This is a genomic window from Superficieibacter sp. (assembly GCF_032071645.1).
Lineage (GTDB): Bacteria > Pseudomonadota > Gammaproteobacteria > Enterobacterales > Enterobacteriaceae > Superficieibacter.
The window spans coordinates 33,419-56,152 of record NZ_DAMAPU010000001.1 but is presented as its reverse complement, the minus strand read 5'-3'; the positions used below and the strand labels follow the sequence as shown (position 1 = coordinate 56,152).

General features: G+C 50.8%; 23 protein-coding genes and 1 other annotated feature. Of the genes, 10 read left to right on the top strand and 13 right to left on the bottom strand.

Translation table 11 applies throughout. The features are described 5' to 3' along the window. Positions 1 to 217 precede the first annotated feature (217 nt). Entirely contained in the window at positions 218 to 1,042 is an 825-nt protein-coding gene (locus RT197_RS00255) for an SDR family oxidoreductase (RefSeq protein WP_312946128.1), read from the bottom strand. A gap of 172 nt (positions 1,043 to 1,214) precedes the next feature. Here RT197_RS00255 and hisL point away from each other — a divergent pair, with 172 nt between their 5' ends. The 9 genes from hisL to hisIE all read left to right on the top strand — a co-directional run bounded on the left by hisL (position 1,215) and on the right by hisIE (position 8,414). After that, the gene (gene hisL / locus RT197_RS00250) at positions 1,215 to 1,265 is read left to right on the top strand and encodes a his operon leader peptide (RefSeq protein WP_312947534.1); all 51 of its coding nucleotides are present in this window, start codon (positions 1,215 to 1,217) and stop codon (positions 1,263 to 1,265) included. Then, positions 1,241 to 1,362 (top strand) — a sequence feature (His leader region). It overlaps the preceding gene by 25 nt. A 33-nt stretch (positions 1,363 to 1,395) precedes the next feature. Beyond that, positions 1,396 to 2,295 carry an ATP phosphoribosyltransferase gene (gene hisG, locus RT197_RS00245; RefSeq protein WP_312946126.1) on the top strand — a complete coding sequence of 300 codons (900 nt, stop codon included), beginning with the start codon at positions 1,396 to 1,398 and terminating at the stop codon, positions 2,293 to 2,295. A 5-nt stretch (positions 2,296 to 2,300) separates the two neighbouring features. Next, on the top strand, positions 2,301 to 3,605 hold the full coding sequence (gene hisD / locus RT197_RS00240; protein WP_312946124.1) for a histidinol dehydrogenase: 1,305 nt from the start codon (positions 2,301 to 2,303) through the stop codon (positions 3,603 to 3,605). Next, on the top strand, positions 3,602 to 4,663 hold the full coding sequence (hisC, locus tag RT197_RS00235; RefSeq protein WP_312946122.1) for a histidinol-phosphate transaminase: 1,062 nt from the start codon (positions 3,602 to 3,604) through the stop codon (positions 4,661 to 4,663). The genes hisD and hisC overlap by 4 nt, the downstream gene beginning before the upstream one ends. Continuing rightward, positions 4,660 to 5,727, top strand: coding sequence for a bifunctional histidinol-phosphatase/imidazoleglycerol-phosphate dehydratase HisB (gene hisB / locus RT197_RS00230; RefSeq protein WP_312946120.1), 1,068 nt, complete (start codon positions 4,660 to 4,662; stop codon positions 5,725 to 5,727). The genes hisC and hisB overlap by 4 nt, the downstream gene beginning before the upstream one ends. After that, positions 5,727 to 6,317, top strand: coding sequence for an imidazole glycerol phosphate synthase subunit HisH (hisH, locus tag RT197_RS00225; protein WP_312946118.1), 591 nt, complete (start codon positions 5,727 to 5,729; stop codon positions 6,315 to 6,317). The genes hisB and hisH overlap by 1 nt, the downstream gene beginning before the upstream one ends. Then, the gene (gene hisA, locus RT197_RS00220; RefSeq protein ID WP_312946117.1) at positions 6,317 to 7,054 is read left to right on the top strand and encodes a 1-(5-phosphoribosyl)-5-[(5-phosphoribosylamino)methylideneamino]imidazole-4-carboxamide isomerase; all 738 of its coding nucleotides are present in this window, start codon (positions 6,317 to 6,319) and stop codon (positions 7,052 to 7,054) included. Before hisH ends, hisA begins: the two co-directional genes overlap by 1 nt. Next, on the top strand, positions 7,036 to 7,812 hold the full coding sequence (gene hisF, locus RT197_RS00215; RefSeq protein ID WP_312946116.1) for an imidazole glycerol phosphate synthase subunit HisF: 777 nt from the start codon (positions 7,036 to 7,038) through the stop codon (positions 7,810 to 7,812). Before hisA ends, hisF begins: the two co-directional genes overlap by 19 nt. After that, positions 7,806 to 8,414 (top strand): bifunctional phosphoribosyl-AMP cyclohydrolase/phosphoribosyl-ATP diphosphatase HisIE, encoded by a 609-nt coding sequence (hisIE, locus tag RT197_RS00210; RefSeq protein ID WP_312946114.1) that lies wholly within the window; start codon positions 7,806 to 7,808, stop codon positions 8,412 to 8,414. Before hisF ends, hisIE begins: the two co-directional genes overlap by 7 nt. Positions 8,415 to 8,442: 28 nt before the next feature. On the opposite strand, the gene RT197_RS00205 is transcribed toward hisIE, so the two are convergent. From RT197_RS00205 to RT197_RS00150, 12 genes are all read right to left on the bottom strand, one after another. Beyond that, a complete protein-coding gene (locus RT197_RS00205) occupies positions 8,443 to 9,555 on the bottom strand; it encodes a hypothetical protein (protein ID WP_312946112.1) in 1,113 nt (370 codons plus the stop codon). A 252-nt stretch (positions 9,556 to 9,807) separates the two neighbouring features. Then, the gene (gene wzzB / locus RT197_RS00200; protein WP_312946110.1) at positions 9,808 to 10,788 is read right to left on the bottom strand and encodes an LPS O-antigen chain length determinant protein WzzB; all 981 of its coding nucleotides are present in this window, start codon (positions 10,786 to 10,788) and stop codon (positions 9,808 to 9,810) included. 99 nt (positions 10,789 to 10,887) lie between these two features. Next, positions 10,888 to 11,760, bottom strand: coding sequence for a glucose-1-phosphate thymidylyltransferase RfbA (gene rfbA / locus RT197_RS00195; protein WP_312946108.1), 873 nt, complete (start codon positions 11,758 to 11,760; stop codon positions 10,888 to 10,890). 23 nt (positions 11,761 to 11,783) lie between these two features. After that, a complete protein-coding gene (gene rfbD / locus RT197_RS00190) occupies positions 11,784 to 12,683 on the bottom strand; it encodes a dTDP-4-dehydrorhamnose reductase (RefSeq protein ID WP_312946107.1) in 900 nt (299 codons plus the stop codon). After that, positions 12,683 to 13,768 (bottom strand): dTDP-glucose 4,6-dehydratase, encoded by a 1,086-nt coding sequence (gene rfbB, locus RT197_RS00185; protein ID WP_312946106.1) that lies wholly within the window; start codon positions 13,766 to 13,768, stop codon positions 12,683 to 12,685. The genes rfbD and rfbB overlap by 1 nt, the downstream gene beginning before the upstream one ends. A 26-nt stretch (positions 13,769 to 13,794) precedes the next feature. Next, a complete protein-coding gene (gene rfbC, locus RT197_RS00180) occupies positions 13,795 to 14,337 on the bottom strand; it encodes a dTDP-4-dehydrorhamnose 3,5-epimerase (protein WP_312946105.1) in 543 nt (180 codons plus the stop codon). A 19-nt stretch (positions 14,338 to 14,356) separates the two neighbouring features. Next, positions 14,357 to 15,784: an undecaprenyl-phosphate galactose phosphotransferase WbaP gene (gene wbaP / locus RT197_RS00175; protein ID WP_409529660.1), complete on the bottom strand. Its 1,428-nt coding sequence runs from the start codon at positions 15,782 to 15,784 to the stop codon at positions 14,357 to 14,359. Between the two features lie 6 nt (positions 15,785 to 15,790). Next, a complete protein-coding gene (locus RT197_RS00170; RefSeq protein WP_312946103.1) occupies positions 15,791 to 16,729 on the bottom strand; it encodes a glycosyltransferase in 939 nt (312 codons plus the stop codon). Continuing rightward, positions 16,729 to 17,868: a glycosyltransferase gene (locus RT197_RS00165; protein ID WP_312946101.1), complete on the bottom strand. Its 1,140-nt coding sequence runs from the start codon at positions 17,866 to 17,868 to the stop codon at positions 16,729 to 16,731. Before RT197_RS00165 ends, RT197_RS00170 begins: the two co-directional genes overlap by 1 nt. Then, a complete protein-coding gene (locus RT197_RS00160) occupies positions 17,861 to 18,772 on the bottom strand; it encodes a glycosyltransferase family 2 protein (protein WP_312946100.1) in 912 nt (303 codons plus the stop codon). The genes RT197_RS00165 and RT197_RS00160 overlap by 8 nt, the downstream gene beginning before the upstream one ends. Before the next feature lie 15 nt (positions 18,773 to 18,787). Then, a complete protein-coding gene (locus tag RT197_RS00155) occupies positions 18,788 to 19,612 on the bottom strand; it encodes a glycosyltransferase family 2 protein (RefSeq protein ID WP_312946099.1) in 825 nt (274 codons plus the stop codon). Between the two features lies 1 nt (position 19,613). Then, entirely contained in the window at positions 19,614 to 20,867 is a 1,254-nt protein-coding gene (locus RT197_RS00150; RefSeq protein WP_312946097.1) for a flippase, read from the bottom strand. 812 nt (positions 20,868 to 21,679) lie between these two features. On the opposite strand from RT197_RS00150, the gene RT197_RS00145 reads away from it, so the two are divergent. Continuing rightward, positions 21,680 to 22,684 carry an NAD-dependent epimerase gene (locus RT197_RS00145; RefSeq protein ID WP_312946096.1) on the top strand — a complete coding sequence of 335 codons (1,005 nt, stop codon included), beginning with the start codon at positions 21,680 to 21,682 and terminating at the stop codon, positions 22,682 to 22,684. The last annotated feature ends 50 nt before the right edge of the window (positions 22,685 to 22,734 follow it).

The following is a 22,734-nucleotide window of genomic DNA, read 5'->3' as shown; positions in this document are numbered from 1 at the left end:
TCTTGGTATTGAATGAGTGTCTTTATGCAAAAAAATAACCGACGTGTTTAACGTCGGTTAGTGTCATTTTTTGCAGGCGGCGTATTTTGCCCTAAAAAAAGGCGCGATGACAAGAGAGCGTAAGGAAGATCGTCTTCTTCTATGACCTAACCGGTTGATTTTCCAGCGAGTCAGATGCCATTAGAAGTGCTAATGGCATTTTTTGGTAAAAATACGGTTAGTCCATCGCCATTGCCAGCGGATCGGGATACTGATACTCAAAGCCCAGTTCGTGACAAATACGGCTCCCGTCAATCAGCTTACCGCTATTTCCCTGCGGGTTACGGGTGAATACCGGCGGCTCCAGGCCAAGCTGGCGCGCCATTTGCGGGTAGAAAACGTCGCGCGCCGGATGCGTTGGCGCACAGAGGTTATAAATGTGTCCGCCTTTCGGCGTCTGTAAAAGCAGGGTGATTGCCGCAATCACATCCTCCAGATGCACAAGATTCACCCCCTGCTGCCCGTCCGGGGCCGTTTTACCGGCAAAGAAGCGCCCCGGATGACGCCCCGGCCCGACCAGCCCGGCCAGGCGCAGAATATCGACCGAGGTACCGGGCAACTGGTGCAGCCAGTCCTCCAGCTCTTTAAGCACCCGCCCGCTGGCAGTCACCGGCTCGCGCGGGGCGCTTTCTTTTAAGGTCCCTTGCGTATTGCCGTAAACCGAGGTCGAGCTGGTGAAGATAATACGTTTGATCTGGTAAGCGAGTGCGCTATCGACAATTTCCTGCACCGCCTGAAAATAGAAGTCTTCGCCCGGCCCGGAACGTCTTGCCGGGAGGGTGATCACCAGCGCATCAACGTTCATCAGCGCGTCAAGATCGTCCGTCTCGCACGAAAGCGTCGGCTCCAGACGCAGCGGATAGCTTTCAATCCCGCACATCCGCGCCGCCTCGACGCCATCAGGGGTGGTTTTACTGCCGGTAACCTGCCAGCCGCGCGCCGTTAATGAAAGCGCCAGCGGCATTCCCAGCCATCCTAAACCAACTATGGCGACCTTTTTCATGCATTATCTCCTGGGTGTAAGCTGCTCTCTTAAGGCTACGCCACCGTGAAGGAACTGACAATTCAGCGTATGAATATGAAATGATTTAATGATTAAAAAAATGGCTTGCCTTCCTCCAGTGAATTGGTTTAGGTTAAACCCAACACATGAATAAGCATTCATCGGAATTACTATGACCAGCGTTCAATTTAAAAACCACCATCATCACCATCACCCTGACTAGTCTTTCAGGCGATGTGTGCTGGAAGACATTCAGATCTTCCAGTGGTGCATGAACGCAAGAGAGCCCCCGGAAGATCGCCTTCCGGGGGCTTTTTTTTGGGCAGAATTGACAGGATAACGAGGACTACCGAATGTTAGATAACACCCGTTTACGCATAGCTATGCAGAAATCAGGCCGTCTTAGCGATGACTCACGCGAATTACTGGCCCGCTGCGGCATCAAAATTAATCTTCACACCCAGCGCCTGATTGCGCTGGCAGAGAATATGCCGATTGATATTCTGCGCGTGCGTGATGACGATATTCCGGGGCTGGTCATGGATGGCGTGGTGGATCTCGGCATCATTGGTGAAAACGTTCTGGAAGAGGAACTGCTGACCCGCCGCGCGCAGGGCGAAGATCCACGCTACTTCACGCTGCGCCGCCTTGATTTCGGCGGCTGTCGCCTGTCGCTGGCCACCCCCGCTGACGAAGCCTGGGACGGCCCGGCCATGCTTAACGGCAAACGTATCGCCACCTCCTATCCGCACCTGCTCAAACGCTATCTCGACCAGAAAGGCATCGCCTTCAAATCCTGTCTGCTTAACGGCTCGGTTGAAGTCGCGCCGCGCGCGGGCCTGGCGGATGCTATCTGCGATCTCGTTTCCACCGGCGCGACGCTGGAAGCAAACGGACTGCGCGAGGTGGAAGTTATCTACCGCTCAAAAGCCTGTCTGATCCAGCGCGACGGCGAAATGGCCGCCAGCAAGCAGGAACTGATCGATAAACTCCTGACCCGTATCCAGGGCGTGATCCAGGCCCGCGAATCGAAATACATCATGATGCACGCACCGACCGAACGGCTGGATGACGTCATCGCCCTGCTGCCAGGCGCGGAGCGTCCGACCATCCTGCCGCTGGCAGGCGATCAGCAGCGCGTGGCTATGCATATGGTCAGCAGCGAAACCCTGTTCTGGGAAACCATGGAAAAACTGAAAGCGCTGGGTGCCAGTTCGATTCTGGTACTGCCGATTGAGAAGATGATGGAGTGAAACCGATGAGCTTTACGACTCTCATTGACTGGAATAGCTGTAGCCCCGCGCAGCAGCGTGAACTTCTTATGCGCCCGGCAATCTCTGCCTCGGACAGCATTACCCGTACGGTGACGGAGATCCTCGACAACGTGAAAGCGCGCGGTGACGAGGCGCTGCGCGAGTACAGTGCCCGCTTCGATAAAACCGACGTGCAGACGGTGAAAGTCAGCGCGCAGGACATCGCCGATGCCAGCGCGCGTCTGGGCGAGGAGCTGAAACAGGCCATGGCGGTGGCGGTCAGTAATATCACCACCTTTCACCGCGCCCAGATCCTGCCCGCTGTCGACATAGAAACCCTGCCCGGCGTGCGCTGCCAGCAGGTGACGCGCCCGGTTGAATCTGTCGGGCTGTACATCCCCGGCGGCTCGGCGCCCCTCTTTTCAACGGTGCTGATGCTGGCAACGCCCGCGCGTATCGCGGGCTGTAATCGAGTGGTGCTGTGCTCGCCGCCCCCGATCGCCGATGAAATTCTTTATGCCGCGCAGCTGTGTGGGGTGGAAGAGATCTTCAACGTCGGCGGCGCGCAGGCCATCGCCGCACTGGCGTTCGGCAGCGAATCGATCCCTAAAGTCGATAAGATTTTTGGTCCCGGCAACGCCTTTGTGACCGAAGCCAAACGTCAGGTCAGCCAGCGGCTGGACGGCGCGGCTATCGACATGCCTGCCGGTCCGTCGGAAGTGCTGGTCATTGCCGACAGCGGAGCGACCCCGGATTTCGTGGCTTCCGACCTGCTCTCCCAGGCCGAACACGGCCCGGACTCGCAGGTGATTTTGCTGACCCCGGATGCGGCGCTTGCCGGGCGCGTCGCCGAGGCCGTCGAACGCCAGCTGGCCGACCTGCCGCGTGCCGACACCGCGCGTCAGGCGCTGGCAGCCAGCCGTCTGATTGTGGCGCGGGATCTGGCGCAGTGCGTGGACATCTCCAACCAGTACGGCCCGGAGCACCTGATCATTCAGACCCGCAACGCCCGCGATCTGGTGACGGATATCACCAGCGCAGGCTCGATTTTCCTCGGCGACTGGTCGCCGGAATCGGCGGGCGATTACGCTTCCGGCACCAACCACGTGTTACCGACCTATGGTTACACCCGCACCTGCTCAAGTCTTGGGCTGGCGGATTTCCAGAAACGGATGACCGTTCAGGAGCTGTCGCGCGAGGGCTTCGCGGCTCTGGCTTCCACCATCGAAACGCTGGCGGCGGCTGAACGGCTGACCGCGCACAAGAATGCCGTCACGTTGCGCATGAACGCGCTGAAGGAGCAAGCATGAGTATCGAAGAACTAGCCCGCGCTAACGTCCGCACGCTGGTGCCCTATCAGTCCGCCCGTCGCCTCGGCGGCAAGGGCGACGTATGGCTCAACGCCAACGAATACCCGACGCCGGTGGAGTATCAGCTCAGCGCCCAGACCCTCAACCGCTACCCGGAATGCCAGCCCGCCGCCGTGATCAACAACTATGCGCAGTATGCGGGGGTCAAAGCCGAACAGGTGCTGGTCAGCCGTGGCGCGGACGAGGGCATCGAACTACTGATCCGCGCGTTCTGCGAGCCGGGGCAGGATGCGGTGCTGTTTTGCCCACCGACTTACGGCATGTACAGCGTCAGCGCTGAAACGCTTGGCGTTGAGTACCGTACCGTTCCGGCGCTGGAAAACTGGCAGCTCGATTTGCAGGCCATTGCCGATAAGCTCGACGGCGTGAAAGTGGTCTACGTTTGCAGCCCGAATAACCCGACCGGGCAAATTGTCAATCCGCAGGATTTTCGCGTGCTGCTGGAGATGACCCGCGACAAGGCGCTGGTGGTGGCGGACGAAGCCTATATTGAGTTTTGCCCGCAAGCCTCGCTGGTCGGCTGGCTGGAAGAGTACCCGCATCTGGTGATCCTGCGCACGCTGTCAAAAGCCTTTGCCCTCGCCGGGCTGCGCTGCGGCTTTACGCTGGCAAATGAAGAAATCATCAGGCTGCTGCTGAAAGTCATCGCGCCCTACCCGCTTTCCACGCCGGTCGCCGACATCGCCGCGCAGGCTACCAGCCCGCAGGGGATCCTGGCGATGCGCGAGCGGGTGGCGGCGATCCTCGACGAACGTCAGTATCTGGTAAACGCGCTGAAAAATATCCCCTGTGTCGAACAGGTATTTCCTTCAGAAACGAACTATATTCTGGTGCGGATCACCGCATCCAGCGCGGTATTTAAATCTTTGTGGGATCAGGGCATTATCTTACGGGATCAGAATAAACAACCCTCTTTAAGCGGCTGCCTGCGGATCACCATCGGCACCCGTGAAGAGTCTCAGCGCGTCATTGACGCCTTAAGTGCGGAGAAGGTATGACACAGAAGTTTCTGTTTATCGATCGCGATGGAACGCTGATTGCCGAGCCACCCAGCGATTTTCAGGTCGACCGTTTTGACAAGCTGGCGTTTGAGCCAGAGGCAATCCCGGCGCTGCTCCAGCTGCAAAAAGCGGGCTTTACGCTGGTGATGATCACCAATCAGGATGGGCTGGGTACTGACAGCCTGCCGCAGGCGGAGTTTGACGGTCCGCATAACCTGATGATGCAGATTTTCTCTTCGCAGGGCGTACAGTTTGACGAGGTGCTTATCTGCCCGCATATGCCAGCGGATAACTGCGACTGCCGTAAACCGAAAACCCGGCTGGTTGAGGCCTGGCTGGTTGACGGCGTGATGGATAAAGCCCACAGCTACGTGATTGGCGATCGCGCTACCGACGTCCAGCTCGCCGACAACATGGGCATTACCGGCCTGCTTTATAACCGCGAAACACTGAACTGGTCAGCCATTGCCGCGCAGCTTACAAAGCGTGACCGCTATGCGCACGTTGAGCGCAGCACCAAAGAAACGCAGATTGACGTCAAGCTGTGGCTTGACCGTGAAGGCGGCAGCAAAATCAACACCGGCGTCGGCTTCTTCGACCATATGCTGGATCAGATTGCCACCCACGGCGGCTTTCGTATGGAAATTATGGTTAAAGGTGATTTATATATTGACGATCACCACACCGTTGAAGACACCGGTCTGGCACTGGGCGAGGCGCTGAAAGCGGCGCTCGGCGACAAACGCGGCATCAACCGTTTTGGCTTTGTGCTGCCGATGGACGAATGCCTTGCCCGCTGCGCGCTGGATATTTCCGGTCGTCCGCATCTGGAATACCGCGCCGAGTTTACCTATCAGCGGGTGGGTGATTTAAGCACCGAAATGGTCGAGCATTTCTTCCGCTCGCTTTCCTATACGATGGGCGTCACGCTGCACCTGAAAACCAAGGGCAAGAATGACCACCACCGGGTAGAGAGCCTGTTTAAAGCCTTTGGCCGCACGCTGCGACAGGCGATCCGCGTGGAAGGCGACACGCTTCCTTCCTCCAAAGGGGTGCTGTAATGAACGTTGCAATCCTTGATACCGGTTGTGCCAACCTGAACTCGGTCAGGTCTGCGATCCTGCGCCACGGCTACGAGCCGGTGGTCAGTCGCGATCCCGACGTGGTACTGCGCGCCGACAAACTGTTTTTACCGGGCGTTGGCACCGCGCAGGCGGCGATGGATCAAATCCGCGAGCGCGAGTTATTCGATCTGATTAACGCCTGCACCCAGCCGGTGCTGGGTATCTGCCTTGGGATGCAGCTGCTTGGCAGCCGTAGCGAAGAGAGCAACGGCGTGGATCTGCTGGGGATTATCGATCAGCAGGTGCCGAAGATGACCGATTTCGGCCTGCCGCTGCCTCACATGGGCTGGAACCGGGTTTATCCGCAGGCGGGCAACCGACTGTTCAGCGGCATCGACGACGGCGCATATTTCTATTTCGTTCACAGCTACGCCATGCCGGTGAATACCTGGACTATCGCCCAGTGTCACTACGGCGAACCCTTCACCGCCGCAATACAAAAAGATAACTTCTACGGCGTGCAGTTTCACCCTGAGCGCTCCGGTGCGGCAGGCGCGCAGCTGCTGAAAAACTTTCTGGAGATGTAATGATTATTCCGGCACTGGATTTAATCGATGGCACGGTCGTCCGCCTGCATCAGGGCGACTACGCGCAGCAGCGAGATTACGGCAACGACCCGCTCCCCCGCTTACAGGATTACGCCGCGCAGGGGGCTGACGTGCTGCACCTGGTGGATTTGACCGGCGCGAAAGATCCGGCAAAACGGCAAATTCCGCTGCTGCAAACCCTGGTCGCCGGGGTTAACGTCCCGGTGCAGGTGGGTGGCGGTGTGCGTAGTGAAGAAGACGTGGCGGCGCTGCTGGCGGCTGGCGTGGCGCGCGTGGTAGTTGGATCGACGGCGGTCAAGTCCCCGGAAATCGTCAAAGGCTGGTTTCAACGTTTTGGCGCAGACGCGCTGGTGCTGGCGCTGGACGTGCGTATAGATGCGGCAGGCAACAAGCAGGTGGCGGTGAGCGGCTGGCAGGAAGACTCCGGGGTGTCGCTGGAGGCGCTAGTAGAAACTTATTTGCCGGTGGGACTCAAACACGTTTTGTGTACCGATATTTCCCGCGACGGCACCCTGGCTGGCTCCAACGTCTCATTATATGAAGAAGTCTGCGCCCGCTATCCGCAGGTGGCTTTTCAGTCTTCCGGTGGTATTGGTGGCATCAATGATATAGCCGCCCTGCGCGGTACGGGCGTGCGCGGCGTGATCGTCGGACGTGCGCTGCTGGAAGGTAAATTTACGGTGAAGGAGGCCATCGAATGCTGGCAAAACGGATAATCCCCTGCCTGGACGTGCGTGATGGTCAGGTCGTCAAAGGCGTACAGTTCCGCAATCACGAGATCATCGGCGACATCGTGCCGCTGGCCCAGCGCTACGCTGAAGAAGGCGCGGACGAACTGGTATTCTACGACATCACCGCATCCAGCGACGGGCGCGTGGTCGATAAAAGCTGGGTTTCACGCGTGGCGGAGGTTATCGATATCCCGTTCTGCGTGGCGGGCGGCATTAAATCCGCAGACGACGCGGCGCAGATCCTCTCCTTCGGCGCGGATAAAATCTCCGTCAACTCCCCGGCGCTGGCTGACCCGGAACTCATCACCCGGCTGGCAGACCGCTTTGGCGTGCAGTGCATTGTGGTTGGCATTGATACCTGGTACGACGCACAAAGCGGCAAGTATCACGTTAATCAATATACGGGTGATGAGAGCCGAACCCGCATCACCCCCTGGGAAACCCTCGACTGGGTACAGGAAGTGCAAAAGCGCGGCGCGGGCGAAATCGTTCTGAACATGATGAATCAGGACGGGGTGCGTAACGGTTACGATCTTGAGCAACTCAAAAAAGTGCGCGAAGTATGCCACGTGCCGCTGATCGCCTCCGGCGGCGCGGGAACGATGGAGCATTTCCTTGAAGCCTTCCGCGATGCCGACGTTGACGGTGCGCTGGCGGCTTCGGTGTTCCACAAACAGATAATCAATATTGGTGAATTAAAAGCGTTCCTGGTCAATCAGGGCGTGGAGATAAGAGTATGTTAACTGAGGAACAACGCGCAAAACTGGACTGGGAGAAAACCGACGGCCTGCTTCCGGCAGTGGTGCAGCACGCGGTCTCCGGTGAGGTATTAATGCTGGGCTATATGAACCCGGAAGCGCTGGAAAAAACGCAGGAAAGCGGCAAAGTCACCTTCTTTTCCCGCACCAAACAACGGCTGTGGACCAAAGGCGAAACCTCCGGTCACTTCCTCAACGTAGTCAGCATCGCGCCGGACTGTGACAATGACACCCTGCTGGTGCTGGTCAATCCCATTGGCCCGACCTGCCACAAAGGCACGTCCAGCTGCTTCGGCGACACGTCCCACCAGTGGCTGTTCCTGTATCAGCTTGAACAGTTACTGGCGGAAAGAAAAACCGCCGATCCGGCAAGCTCCTACACCGCGAAGCTGTACGCCAGCGGAACCAAACGCATTGCACAAAAAGTGGGGGAAGAAGGCGTGGAAACCGCGCTGGCCGCCACGGTGCATGACCGTGAAGAGCTGACCAACGAGGCTTCTGATTTGATGTATCACCTGCTGGTGCTATTGCAGGATCAGGATCTGGATTTGACGACGGTGATTGAGAATTTACGCAAACGTCATTAAATGACATAAAGAATAGCGCCCTTCGGCGCTATTCTGCTGTGCTTTTGCGATATAACAAATCGTCAACTTTTAGCGCATTGCCGTGCTTATCAAACTCGGTCCCCTGGGTTTTAATAAACATCAGCAAATAAAACAGGATTACCACACTGGTTTCCGCCCGGGCCATTACCGCTTCGGTAAATCCATAACAAATCAATGAAAAAACTAAAACGATAAAATACTTGTTGGGATTATTTAACACCGACCTGTATACCATATAGGTGAACGGAATGATAAAACCGAGACCCAACGCAGTCATGAGGATCAGGTATGAATTATCCAGCGCAAAATCAGGCAGCGGCGATCCAAAGAAGTAATTATTAACTTTTAGCGCGCTTAAATAGTCATAATAATAACTCAAACGCCCACTGAGTACATAATCCAGCTCTCCCCCGTGATAATACCACGGCAAATATAACGACATCGCCAGCAGAACCACGGGTACAAGTGGCAGATAAAACGCCATCAGATAGCGAATCAAATTGCTGGAAAGAGCAATGAAAACCATCAGAGAGGCGATCATCGCGTAGCCGGGAGTACGCGAATCTGCCAAAAAAGGAATGATAATGAAAAACGCCATCAAGCCATTTGTAAACCAGCGGAACACTGGATGGATTAACCCCGAAAGATATCCCTTACAGGCAAACAGCGTCATAAAGCATGAATAGGCAATGAAACCGGGATAGTTGGCTGACCAAAATCCCATGTTATTCCGGTATCGCCCCGTTTCCGGGATGTAGACGATATCGGGATAAATAATACCTTTTACCACTAATAAAGCAAAAAAAACGGAGAATAAAAGCGTTGAATAATAAACGCTCTGAATAACGCCAGTCGCCCCTTTTCTTCGCACCAAATAAACAAACCATAACGTAAAAATCAGGTTAATGCAGGTGGCATTTAAATTAATCAGAAAAAAAAGTGCGAGGATTGCTGTCCCTATGATTAAATTATTTTCAACCTCCAGGCTTTTTAAATACATAATTATTATAATCAGACCAATAACGACACGCAGGAGCAATGCCGTATGATCGTCAACTGCCTGCAGTCCCGATATAAACAGAGAATTAAACTGCATGAAAAATAGTAATAGTGCAATCATATTTATCAGGTAGGTTTGACAACATCCATTGTAGTGAGCGCCAGTATGGATAACTACGAAATAAGTTGCCCATGATTTTGTAGTAATACAATGATAACAGGGAAGCATTTCATATTGCAAAAACACTCCCCTTCATTTTAAGCGTAACCAGAATAAGAGCCTGTCCCATCAGGCGTACATTGTTGCAGCCAGTTGGATGCTGAAAACCGCAGCGTAATAGAATAGTCTGATGGGATAAGCTCTAAATAATGATTATCTTTTATGATTAATATTATTTACTGCATTGCGCGCAAGCACCCAACCAGAGCCAGCCATCAATCCCAGGAACACTGCAATAACAAGGACGATGCTTTTCTTCGGGCTGTCACGGCGAAACGGCAGATTTGGTTTCATAACATAGCGGTAAGAATGAATCTCAGCCTTATCGATGGTTAACGCTGACACCGCAAGTAAATTTTGGCGAAGAGAATAATATTCGTCGGAAAAAGCAAGCGGACGACTGGCTTCGTTTTTCATCATCGAATTCAGCGCATCGCTACCCAGCATAAACATGGTGTCCTGCGTCACCTGATCGACCTGCTGTGCCTTAGGCTCTTTCACGTTCGACTGGGAAGCCACAGTGAGCGCCTGATTTATCTGGGCCATCTTTTGCGTTTTTTGCTCTTTCGCAATCGTTTCCTGGCGCGTGACCGCTTTGGTAAGCTCATCAGATTTTGCACGAATGTTCATGGTCAAATCCGCACGCAGTTCATTGGCTACCTGCTCATCGGTCTTCTGAATAAACTCAGAGAGCTTTCTTTGCACAATTTCAGGTGATGGCCCCGTATAGGAAACTTTTAACGGCAGAGTCTGCCCCTTCACAGCCGATTCAATGGTCAGCTTTTCCGGTTCGTTCTGATTATCCAGAGTTTCTGCGAGTGCGGAAAAAGCGGCATTAAAACGATCGATAAAATCCTGTTGAATATTGACCAGAGACGGTGCTGCATCGCCATAAAGAATATTCATAGCGTTACTATAATTATTGATCTGGCCAACATCAGGGCGGTTAATGATAGAGGTAGACGTCCATTTCTCTTTAGCCACTGATAAATAAACAACAGCGAGCACAATAGCCGCGATTATAAACGCCGCAACGATTTTTTTTCCCTTCCAGATTTGACCTAGTAAATCGACAAGGTTTACCTGCTGGCTATTATACCCTGAAGGAAAATCACTGTTACTGATTCGATTCATAATTACCTTAAAGACATTATTTAAAAAAGCAAGACAATAACTTTCAATCTTAAAAAAGTGGCCGCAATCATTTCATGATTACGGCCACTATAAACAGGATTATTTAATCATCTTCACAAGATACTTACCGTAGTTATTCTTCGCCAGCGGTGCGGCCAGCTTGCGAACCTGGTCGGCATCAATAAAGCCTTTACGGTAGGCAATCTCTTCCGGGCAGGCGACTTTCAGACCCTGACGCTCTTCAATCGTCGCGATGAAGTTACTGGCTTCAATCAGGCTCTGGTGGGTGCCGGTGTCCAGCCATGCGTAACCACGACCCATCATCTCAACGGAGAGTTTGCCCTGCTCCAGATAAAGCTGGTTGATGTCAGTAATTTCCAGTTCGCCGCGCGCGGACGGTTTCAGGTTTTTCGCCAGCGAAACTACGCTGTTGTCGTAGAAATAAAGCCCCGTCACCGCATAGTTGCTTTTCGGTTGCGCCGGTTTTTCTTCCAGCGAAATCGCCTTGCCGGTTTCGTCAAATTCGGCCACGCCGTAACGCTCTGGATCGTTAACGTGGTAGGCGAATACCGTCGCGCCGGATTCTTTATTTACCGCATTAGCCAGCAGCTTCGGCAGGTCATGACCGTAGAAAATATTGTCGCCCAGCACCAGCGCGCAGCTGTCATTGCCGATAAACTCTTCGCCGATAATAAACGCCTGTGCCAGACCGTCCGGGCTTTCCTGCACTTTATATTGCAGGTTTAATCCCCACTGGCTACCGTCGCCCAGCAACTGCTCAAAGCGCGGCGTATCCATTGGCGTGCTGATGATCAGAATATCGCGGATGCCAGCCAGCATCAGGGTGGTCAGCGGATAGTAAATCATCGGTTTATCATAGATCGGCAGTAACTGTTTGCTCACCGCCATCGTGACCGGATAGAGGCGCGTTCCCGAACCACCAGCCAGAATAATGCCCTTACGAGTTGTCATTGTTTTATCTCTGATTTTATTGGTTAAAGCGGCGCTGCGGTGAACAGTTCTGCCAGCATTCTTTCAACGCCCAACTGCCAGTGCGGCAGTTGAAGATCAAAAGTGGTCTGGAATTTTTCAGTCGACAGGCGCGAGTTATTCGGGCGGCGTGCTGGCGTTGGATAAGCACTGGTCGGCACTTTTTTCACTTCCTGCACCGCCAGCTCGATACCGGCTGCACGCGCCTGGTCGAATACCAGCTGCGCATAGTCGGCCCAGGTGGTGATCCCGGATGCCACCAGGTGATACAGGCCAGCGACTTCCGGCTTAGCCTGCGCGGTACGAATCGCGTGCGCGGTACAGTCGGCGAGCAGTTCCGCCCCGGTCGGCGCGCCAAACTGGTCGCTGATGATCGACAGCGTTTCGCGGCTTTTCGCCAGATTCAGCATTGTTTTGGCGAAGTTATTGCCTTTACCGGCATAAACCCAGCTGGTACGGAAAATAAGATGCTTATCGCAATGCTGTTGCAATGCCTGCTCACCGGCGAGTTTGGTTTCGCCGTACACGTTGAGCGGCCCGGTAGCGTCGGTCTCTTTCCACGGCGTCTCACCGTCACCGGGGAACACGTAATCGGTGGAATAATGCACAACCCAGGCACCCAGCAGTTGTGCTTCACGGGCAATGGCTTCCACGCTCTGCGCATTGAGCAGATACGCCAGTTCAGGCTCTGATTCGGCTTTATCAACGGCGGTGTGCGCCGCCGCGTTGACGATCACGTCCGGCTTCAGCTGGCGCACGGTTTCCGCGATGCCTTCCGGGTTAGTGAAATCACCGCAGTAATCGGTGGAGTTAAAATCCAGCGCCGTGACCTGGCCCAGCGGAGCCAGCGCACGCTGAAGCTCCCAGCCTACCTGCCCGCTTTTACCAAACAACAGGATATTCATTACGCGCGATCCTTATAGTTCTGGTCGATCCAGTTAGCATAAGCACCGCTCTTGACGTTGTTCACCCACGTCTGGTTATCCAGATACCACTGAACGGTTTTACGGATGCCGGTTTCAAAACTTTCCTGCGGTGCCCAGTTCAGTTCACGCTGAATTTTGTCCGCATCGATAGCATAGCGACGGTCATGGCCCGGACGATCTGCAACCCAGGTAATCAGGTCGCGATAGGAAGTCGCCGACGGAGCCAGTTCGTTAAGCAGATCGCAAATGGTGTGCACCACTTCGATGTTTTTCTTCTCGTTATGGCCGCCGATATTGTAAGTCTCGCCCGGTTTACCCTGGGTCAGGACGCAGTACAGCGCGCGGGCATGATCTTCCACGTACAGCCAGTCGCGGATCTGGTCGCCTTTACCGTAAATCGGCAGCGGCTTGCCTTCCAGCGCATTGAGGATCACCAGCGGGATCAGCTTCTCCGGGAAGTGATAAGGACCGTAGTTATTGGAACAGTTGGTCACGATAGTCGGCAGGCCGTAGGTGCGTTTCCACGCGCGAACCAGATGGTCGCTGGACGCTTTGGACGCGGAATAAGGGCTGCTTGGCGCATAGGCCGTCTGCTCAGTGAACAGCGGCAGCGGCTCGCTGCCGGTCCATTCGTCCGGGTGCGGTAAATCACCGTAGACTTCATCGGTCGAAATGTGATGAAAGCGGAACGCTTCTTTACGCGCGCCTTCCAGATTGTTCCAGTAAGCACGCGCAACTTCGAGAAGCGTGTAGGTGCCAACCACGTTAGTTTCGATAAACGCCGCCGGACCGGTAATAGAGCGGTCAACGTGGCTTTCTGCCGCCAGGTGCATCACTAAATCAGGCTGGTGCTCTGCAAAAATACGCTCCAGCGCGGCCTGATCGCAGATGTCTGCTTTTTCAAACGCATAGCGATCGCTGTCAGCCACGCTTTCCAGCGATTCAAGATTGCCTGCGTAGGTTAATTTATCAACGTTAACAACCCGATCGGCGGTATTCTCAATAATATGACGCACCACGGCAGAACCAATAAAACCCGCGCCACCCGTTACCAGAATTTTCATCAATTGGACCTTTGTAGATTTAATATTTAAAGTTGAGAAATATATTCTTTGAAGGTCAATCCTTTCATATCTTTTTCAGACAGAATGGGATCGGTCACCTGCCAGTCGATATTCAGGTCGGTATCATTCCACAGAATGCATTTTTCACTTTTTGGATCGTAATAGTTCGTGCACTTGTACTCGAAATCAACGGTGTCTGACAGGACCACAAAACCGTGGGCCAGACCCGGCGGGATCCAGAATTGTTTTTTATTACTTTCGCTAAGGATCACCGACTCCCAGACACCAAAGGTGGGTGAATCTTTGCGGATATCCACGGCTACATCAAGCACTTCGCCCTGCACCACGCGAACCAGCTTGCCCTGCGGGTTGTTGGTTTGCAGATGCAGACCGCGCAGCACGTTTTTCACCGAGCGCGAGTGGTTGTCCTGAATGAAATCCAGATCGATGTTCAGCATTTCCTTGTAACGCTGGGCGTTAAAGGTTTCGAGAAAAAAACCGCGTGAATCTTCAAAAACGCGGGGTTCGATAATTTTTACACCCGCGATTTTGGTGTCAATAACTTTCATCATCATTCCTTTCGTACTTTTAATATGCACCGTCGCGCTTCAGCACGACGCTAACAGTTTTGAATAATATAACGATATCGTTCCACAGGGACCAGTTCTTCACATACCACGAATCGAAATAGACGCGTTTTTCATAGTCCACGTCATTACGTCCGCTCACCTGCCACAACCCCGTCATACCCGGTTTTGCCATACGGTAGTAATCCGCATCGTCACAGTAACGCAGAAGCTCTTCAGCGATGACCGGACGCGGCCCGACCAGACTCATCTCACCTTTCAGCACGTTAAACAACTGCGGGAGTTCATCAAGACTGGTACGGCGGATAAACTTGCCGATGGGCGTGATGCGCGGATCGTCACGCAGCTTAAAGTCTTTATCCCACTCGGCGCGCGCCACGGGATCGCTTTCCAGTAAGTTCTGTAAAACTTCTTGTGAATTCATCACCATCGAACGGAACTTCAGGCACTTAAACAGGCGCCCTCTGCGCCCTACCCGTTCGTGACCATAAATCGCGTAGCCGCCATCTTTTTTCACCTGCAGGCTTAAATAAATAAACAGCGGCGAAAGTAAAATTAACAGCAGGCTGGAGACCACGATATCAAACGTGCGTTTAACAAAGCGGGAACTGCGCTTGGCAAGGTTGTTATTCACGCGCAGCAGCAGTACTTCATGACTGAAAATGAAGGCCATATCGGTGCCATACAGCGGAACGCCGCGAATCGTTGGGATCACCGAAATCGAGCGGCATTTTTTCTTGGTCAGATTTTTCAGCCATCTTTCCAGTTGCTGCGAATCACCATCATCAAATGCCAGAATGTACTGAATGTTTTTATAATCATCCAGGCGATAGATTTCTTCTTCTGCACTCAGGACTTTGATGTTCGCATCAATCGGCACATCCTGGCCGTTAATGGCATAAAGATACTGAATGTCGTAGCCGAGGTTCTTTTCGCTCATCAGGGCCTGGTAGGCGTCATAAGCGTTAATACCGCCGCCGAGGATGATGGTCTTCTTCTTCCACATACCTATTTTATTGAGGAAAAGCTTAACCAGCTTCCTGCCGACCGGGATGAGTACAAAAATGCCGCACCAGGTAAACGCCCACAGGTAACGGGAGAAATGCCATTTGGAAAACGCCACCATCGCCAGGTCAATAACTGCGAAGATCACGATGGTCCGCAGGATCTCTTTCAGCTCATTCCAGAACGGCTTGCGGTAGGTATAGTGCCGCAGGCGAATGCCAAACCAGGCCACCGCAATAAAGCCGAGGATAAAGTGCGAAAGCACACGGTAGTTATAATCTTCCTGCGGCAGGAAGGGTGAAAGATCGCCACCAAAATAATGTTTGGTTAGCGCCATCGCCACAAAAAGACAAGAAATATAGATACCAAAATCAACTAATGCAAATAAATATTTTGGCAAAAACTGACGTACCTTGTTATTCATTATGACTCACCTGTTATAAGCACTGCTATCCCAGTACCGTCTGTGCATACTCATTTTTTTAACGAGTGAGAACGGCAGGGATTTGTATTTCAAACCGAGTTTATAGCCAATTAATTTAGCAGCATTATTAGCAAATGCTTTAGGCAATAATAATGGATTGTGTTTAATTAAATAGCTAATTTCCGACTTAATAAACTTGCTGCCTTCAGAAGAGACACCATTAAACTCTTTTCGAATCCAGGGTTCATCATAATGAAACACGCCGATGTCAAAATAGCGTTTAAACTCTTCAATAGTGGAATAATTGTGCGAGTGACGAGCCGCGGCATCGGCGCAATAACCCGTTTTATAATTTTGCTGGATAGCTTTCGCTGCAAAGTACATATCTTCGCAAAGGATCGTGCCGGTTGGAAAGCCGCCAATACGTTGAAAGTCAGCTACTTTGTATGCCGAGAAAGAATTCGACATAAACACGGTTTTGATGCCGCGCTGCGGAATACTTTGCTGCTGGTTAATGAGCGACTGGCTGCCATAGTTAAAATAGCGCGCGTGAGCCGCCACGGCATTGGCATCCCGATGGGGCAGCTGTTTACCATATGCCGCGCTGAGGTCATTTTCTGCCATAAAATTCACCAGCGTTGCGACGGCATCACGGGTATCCAGAATGGCATCCTGGGTAAGGAGAACCACATAATCCTTATCCCGGAATAACTCCATTGCCACATTCCGCGTCCCACCGTGGTTAAACTCACTCTGCGGGATTTCATGCACCGTAAAACCATATTGTCTGGCAACCTGTTGGGTGTTATCCCGACTTTGGGAATCGATAACTACTACCTCAAAACCCGGCTGGCAATTTTCGTGGATGGCCTGCGCCGCCTGCTGCCAAATTTCTCCACCGTTATAGGTCACTACCGCAATACCAACCTTGACAGAAGAACTCATTATTTCACGTCCAAAGAATTAAGAATGTGTTGCGCTAAAGCATCCCAACTGTGGCTGACCAAAAATGCCGGATCGTCCACATAGCTCGTCGCCGTGAAAATATTCTGCCCCTGATAAAATGCTGCCAGTTTATCGGCCAGCTGTTGAGCGTTATCAGGAGCAAAAAAAGCGACTTTATCGTAATCACCTATCGTCTCATGCGCATAGGGTAGTTCAGCCGACAGAATTGGCAAGCCGAACGCTTTCGCTTCCGACAGCGGTAATCCCCAGGTCTCAAGTTTTGACGGGAAAATCAGCGCATCGGCTTCATGGCGATACATCTCATCGAGCCGCGTTTTACTTTGCAGGCCGATAAAGCGAATGTTATTAAGCTGACGCTTTTCACACTCTTCAATGATGAAATCACCGAATCGGGTCATTCCCTTATCGAAGGTCAGTAGAATCTGAAGACCGTCATAAACGTCGCGTTGCTGCTGCTTTAACAGATCCATAGCCTCCACCAGCACGCTGAAATTTTTAAAGGTGCGAGGAAAAGCGGGATAAAGCAGCGATTTCGCGCCTGATGACGCTGCCGTAAGGCGCGCAGTTTCATGCACTGGCGCAGCGTCAGAAACCGGACGCGCGACCAGCAAATTGCGAATCCCGTAGGTCTTCTGAAAATATTTTGCGATCCATTCCTGCTGCACAATCACATAACGATTGGCTTTGATATTGAGGCCGTACAGAAACTTATAAAATTTAGTGAACAGGAAAAAGGTCCGGTCATACTTCAGATCAACCGCGCTGGACTGATAGAACGGCGACGGATTATGGCAATAAACAAACTGATTCGGCGTGGCAACTCGCGCAGACATATCGTGCAGGCATATCCACGCATCAGGGTTAATCTCTTTGCTGAGTGCATAGCTGGTGATGTATTCAAACTTAAGCCGTTTTAGCCAGCCAGACTTAATCTCTTTGTATTCACGAAATTCCACATTCGGCAGCGAGGTATATTCCTCGAACAGCGCGGTATCATGAACCAGGCAGATAAGCTTAACGCCAGGAACATTACTAAACGTGGCAATCATCGTTCTGTAAACGGTCAGGATGCCGCCTTCCACCATATTGACGCCAGAAAGAACAATTAACTTATCCATGAATTAACCAAAGTAATGAAAAAAGGGTACTGTAAGCCGGTCGCTCATGATTGTAAGGCATCACATTTTTCTGCAAAAACGTGAATTTCTCGCCAATTGAAAGTGTTTGATTCACATCCTGATGATGCAGCAACGCGTTCATTACGCGGGCTGATTCGACGGAACGCTGAATGCCCTTCAGGGTTTTTTTGAATCTTTTCAGGCGTGCGCCTAAGCCGCGCTGATGTGCACCGACAACGTTAGCCGAATGCTGACGATATTTAATCAGCGACCGGGCCACGTAAAAAACATTGCCACTGAGAGCGGCCTGAAATGCATACCAGTGATCGTGCATGGCAATTTTATCAGGCACTTTACCCGCCAGGTTCAGCAGCGTTTTATTCATCATTATGGTGCAGCCGTACACTGAGGAACGCCAAAGCAGATAATTCAGCTTTAAATTATTGCGAGGATCAAGGTGTGAAAAACGGTAGAAGTCTTCATCAATGGTGGTGAGGTTTTCATCAACAACCTGCAGATTGGAAAACCCGAGACAAGGGATGATATCCCCTCCGCGGCGCTCCTTCTGCACTATCTCCGCCAGCATCACTTCAACTTTATTATTTTCCCAGACGTCGTCCTGATCGCAGAACATAATGTAATCCGCATCACTGAACTGCAAACCGTTATTAAAATTCTCTACGACGCCTTTCGCATCATGGCAGATATGGCAGCTCACGCGCGGGTCTTTCGCCATAATGTCGTTAACAACATCGATGGTGCCATCCTCAGAACCATCGTCGGTCACGATCACCCGTAACGCCTTATGGGACTGCTGAAGTAGTGAATTTATTTGTTCCTGGATAAATTTAGCGCCATTATGCGCAGCAAGGATAATATCAACATTAATATTCGCGTTCATCATCACATTGAAGACTCATTAATATGAGTACTTCCCTCCTTTACCAGCAATACCATCCCGCAATCCCTGTAAAATAAATTTGATCCGTTTTTTTCGTGGGGCAAGGAGCATAAAAAGAGGAATTTTTTTCAACAGCAACGTAATAATATAAATTTTATATTTCGTATTGAAACTGTCTGATTTTAAAGAAAAAATCCAGTTGCGCACCAGATAGTATTGCCTTACTGGCGAGCCGATCCGCACCTCCCGGTTGAACAACTTAGGATAGTCGTTCTCACCAATATTATGCTGCATGGAAATACGTGGCGTTTCGTAGGAAAGCAGACCTTTCGTTCGCGCCCGGTAACTCCACTCAACGTCTATCATGTCGATAAACCAGTCGGCCCTGAACAATCCGACACGTTTAATGGCATCAACAGGAAAGAGAGCACCAGAAGAAATGATAAAGTCCTTTTCAACTAATGGACTATTTGTTGACGGCTGATTGATTACCGGCCCCAGACAGGCGATAGGATGGGAACCCTGATAATGCCCATATTCCGCAATCATATCGTGACAGTATGTATCAGAGATCCGGGAATCCTGATCGAACGTAAAAATGAAATCACAACCCGCATCAATGGCCTGTTGCAGGCCCATGTTTTGCGCCGCCGCGATGCCAATATTATCATTCAATCTGACAACGTTTACCTTTTCATTATCATAATGGCTGACAGACGATCTCTCACTATTATCAACAATAATCACATGTTCAACTTGCGGAACAAGCGTAGTGATAAAGGCATCGACAATGGCATTGTCTGGATTATAGGTAACAATTATTGCCGCTGATTTATAGTCCATATTATCTTTGATGTCTGCTAATTTTATTAGACACTATTTTCAACAATAGTGCATCGATGGCGACTCTTCCGCTCCAGGCAATAGCGGTTCCCAATAAACCGTAATGCAGTGTTAACACATACAGAACCACCAGATAGGGGATGATTTCAATGAGATGGATAAACGCCGTCAGCTTTGCTTTACCTGCTGCCTGAATTAATGAATAAGGGATTTGCGCGACAGCATTGAAATAAAAACCGATGATCAAAACTTGTAAAATTGTTGCGGAATGCGTGCCTAACTCTTCGCCCATCCACATTGTCATTAGCCATTTAGCGAATAACAAACAAAAAATCACAATCGGAATACAGGCCGCAGACATCAGAAGAAAGCTTTGCTTTTCAAGCCGGACGCGTTCTTCTACCGTTTGCGCATAACTTAATTTAGGAAACAGCGCTCTGGCCAGCGCCGCCGGTATATTCAGCAATCTGCCTACGCCTTCTGATGGCGCAGTATAATAAGCGACTTTACCGGCTCCCAGTAAGTTAGACACCACAAACCGGTCAAAATAGACCATCATCGGGCTGATGACATTACTGATGGTTAGCCAACCGCCAAACTGGATAAGGCGAATGAAAGTAATTTTGCTGAACTTAACGCCGCTGCCTAAAATAATTTTACGGCAAATTACGCAGGTTATGACAAAAGAGATAATACGCCCTAATACCAGTCCAATAATGGCGGATTTTAGAGACGCCTGATAAAAACAACATAATGCAGGAAGACCTGCAATCGCCGAATTACTGACCGAACGCTGCACGTTAATATTGATAAACTGCTCATGCCCTTCCAGCCATGCCAGCCAGACCTGATTTAATAAATAGACAGGGATAATAAAAGCCAGCAACACAAACGACTGCTTGACCTCACTACTCATATCAGCAGATATTTTTAATAAGGTCGTCAGGTGCGGAGTGGTGAGTAATAGTAGCAGCGCAGCAATAATCCCAAGAATAAGGACCACAATGCCAGCCGTGGCAATAATTTTTTGTTGTTCAGACAGATCGTCTCGATAAATGGAAATTTCTCTGATAACCGCTCGACTTAACCCCGCATCAAATATACTGGCATACCCTACAATAGCAAAAGCCAAAGTAAAAATACCAAACGCTTCAACGCCTATAGTTCGGGCCAGATACCCAAGAGCGGGAACGGCGATAAGTGTGGGAATAGCAAAACCAGCCAGGTTGTAAAAACTATTTTTGATTAGACTCATAATTCTGATAATTATAGTTAAAAGACTGAATGCTCATATTTCGCTCAGGCACGCTACCGCCCCTGGCTTGACAGCTACCAGTGTACTGATGTGCATTCAGTTTTGTACAGGTTGTGAGCAAAACGCGCCTAAAACCTCAACCTGCCCCTAATTTTTGCGCACCTATTGTCGTTTGTATCATTCGCGGTTACAAGCAGCTTTTATAATGCGTCAGCGCTATTTAACGACAGGTAAACTTGCTGTTACCAGAGGTTTTTTCTGATTGATGAGATGTAACAGCAACAACCTCAAGTTAATGCATAGCAAGTCAATAATACCACCTTGATATTATTGCCAGTGTGATCACCGCATCTTATCGGGCAAAAAGTTATGTAACTCTCTTTTACAAGCAAATGAATCAGGGAAGTTACAGATCATTAGATTGCGCCCATTAGCTCACAATCATTAAAAAAATATTAAAAACAAATATTTACATATAAAGCATCAGGAGAGAAGTACCACCCGGAGCTTTTAGGATTAATCACCAGTGATGTTCCGGGCAGTCAGCCAGCCAGACAATGCATAGAAGTTATCCGCTCCGCTTTGTACTATCAGTCTGTCCCCCATTTTCTCGCTATCTGCGGCTTTTCGGAGTTGTGAGGCAAACCGCCGCGTTATCCGCTCTATTAGCGCCCGCTTAAGCCAGGGGATAGCAGCTAAAATCGACGCTAAATTTCACGCAAGTTGAGTTAAGCCAAATTAGTGATTAGCATGGGCTATAAATCAATGTAAAATCATATCCAATAAGGAAAAACTCAAAGCGGAGAAATAACATGAAGTTTCTGATTACCGGCGCAGCAGGATTCATTGGTTTTCACGTCAGTCAGCGTCTCCTTGAGGCAGGACATCAGGTTACGGGCATTGATAATCTAAACGGTTACTACGAAGTCTCCCTCAAAGAAGCCCGCCTCGCGCAAATAACATCTCCCGATTTCGTTTTTAAGAAAATTGATTTAGCTGACCGGGCAGCAATGGAACAGCTGTTTGCAGACGGCAAATTTGATCGTGTCATTCATCTGGCCGCACAGGCAGGAGTACGTTACTCCATAGAAAATCCTCATGCTTACGCTGAATCCAATCTCATTGGTCATCTGAACGTGCTGGAGGGGTGCAGACATAACCATGTTCAGCACTTGTTATATGCATCTTCCAGTTCGGTATATGGTTTGAATCGTAAAATGCCTTTTTCGGCTGAAGACTCTGTCGATCACCCCGTATCTCTTTATGCGGCGACAAAAAAGGCTAACGAGCTGATGTCGCACACCTATTCCCATTTATACGGGTTGCCAACAACCGGCCTGCGTTTCTTTACCGTATATGGCCCCTGGGGCCGCCCCGATATGGCGCTGTTTAAATTTACCAAAGCGATGCTCGAAGGAAAAAGCATCGACGTTTATAACTTTGGCAAAATGAAACGTGACTTCACCTATATTGATGATATTGCCGAAGCGATTGTGCGTCTTCAGGATGTCATCCCTGACGTGAATAGCGAATGGAGTGTTGAGGAAGGTTCCCCTGCCACCAGTTCCGCGCCTTATCGGGTTTATAACATTGGCAACAGTTCTCCCGTTGAACTCATGGATTATATCACTGCGCTTGAGGAAGCTTTGGGAATTGAAGCGGAAAAGAATATGATGCCGATTCAGGCTGGAGATGTTTTAGAAACGAGTGCAGATACCAAAGCACTGTATGAAACGATTGGATTCAAACCTGAAACCAGCGTTAAGAAAGGTGTGGCGAACTTTGTTGAGTGGTATAAGGGTTATTATAATATTTAGGAAGTAAGCCCTCAGGGATGAGGGCTGCTCTGATACGGCTTTAATAACCA

Coding starts and splice junctions, on each gene's coding strand:
- RT197_RS00155 (WP_312946099.1), bottom strand. CDS start 19,612: ATGGACTATAAATCAGCGGCAATAATTGTTACCTATAATCCAGACAAT.
- wzzB (WP_312946110.1), bottom strand. CDS start 10,788: ATGAATCGAATCAGTAACAGTGATTTTCCTTCAGGGTATAATAGCCAG.
- hisIE (WP_312946114.1), top strand. CDS start 7,806: ATGTTAACTGAGGAACAACGCGCAAAACTGGACTGGGAGAAAACCGAC.
- rfbC (WP_312946105.1), bottom strand. CDS start 14,337: ATGAAAGTTATTGACACCAAAATCGCGGGTGTAAAAATTATCGAACCC.
- hisF (WP_312946116.1), top strand. CDS start 7,036: ATGCTGGCAAAACGGATAATCCCCTGCCTGGACGTGCGTGATGGTCAG.
- RT197_RS00170 (WP_312946103.1), bottom strand. CDS start 16,729: ATGAGTTCTTCTGTCAAGGTTGGTATTGCGGTAGTGACCTATAACGGT.
- RT197_RS00205 (WP_312946112.1), bottom strand. CDS start 9,555: ATGATTGCACTATTACTATTTTTCATGCAGTTTAATTCTCTGTTTATA.
- rfbD (WP_312946107.1), bottom strand. CDS start 12,683: ATGAATATCCTGTTGTTTGGTAAAAGCGGGCAGGTAGGCTGGGAGCTT.
- RT197_RS00150 (WP_312946097.1), bottom strand. CDS start 20,867: ATGAGTCTAATCAAAAATAGTTTTTACAACCTGGCTGGTTTTGCTATT.
- RT197_RS00160 (WP_312946100.1), bottom strand. CDS start 18,772: ATGATGAACGCGAATATTAATGTTGATATTATCCTTGCTGCGCATAAT.
- hisH (WP_312946118.1), top strand. CDS start 5,727: ATGAACGTTGCAATCCTTGATACCGGTTGTGCCAACCTGAACTCGGTC.
- hisG (WP_312946126.1), top strand. CDS start 1,396: ATGTTAGATAACACCCGTTTACGCATAGCTATGCAGAAATCAGGCCGT.
- RT197_RS00145 (WP_312946096.1), top strand. CDS start 21,680: ATGAAGTTTCTGATTACCGGCGCAGCAGGATTCATTGGTTTTCACGTC.
- hisD (WP_312946124.1), top strand. CDS start 2,301: ATGAGCTTTACGACTCTCATTGACTGGAATAGCTGTAGCCCCGCGCAG.
- RT197_RS00165 (WP_312946101.1), bottom strand. CDS start 17,868: ATGGATAAGTTAATTGTTCTTTCTGGCGTCAATATGGTGGAAGGCGGC.
- rfbB (WP_312946106.1), bottom strand. CDS start 13,768: ATGAAAATTCTGGTAACGGGTGGCGCGGGTTTTATTGGTTCTGCCGTG.
- hisC (WP_312946122.1), top strand. CDS start 3,602: ATGAGTATCGAAGAACTAGCCCGCGCTAACGTCCGCACGCTGGTGCCC.
- hisB (WP_312946120.1), top strand. CDS start 4,660: ATGACACAGAAGTTTCTGTTTATCGATCGCGATGGAACGCTGATTGCC.
- RT197_RS00255 (WP_312946128.1), bottom strand. CDS start 1,042: ATGAAAAAGGTCGCCATAGTTGGTTTAGGATGGCTGGGAATGCCGCTG.
- wbaP (WP_409529660.1), bottom strand. CDS start 15,784: ATGAATAACAAGGTACGTCAGTTTTTGCCAAAATATTTATTTGCATTA.
- hisA (WP_312946117.1), top strand. CDS start 6,317: ATGATTATTCCGGCACTGGATTTAATCGATGGCACGGTCGTCCGCCTG.
- rfbA (WP_312946108.1), bottom strand. CDS start 11,760: ATGACAACTCGTAAGGGCATTATTCTGGCTGGTGGTTCGGGAACGCGC.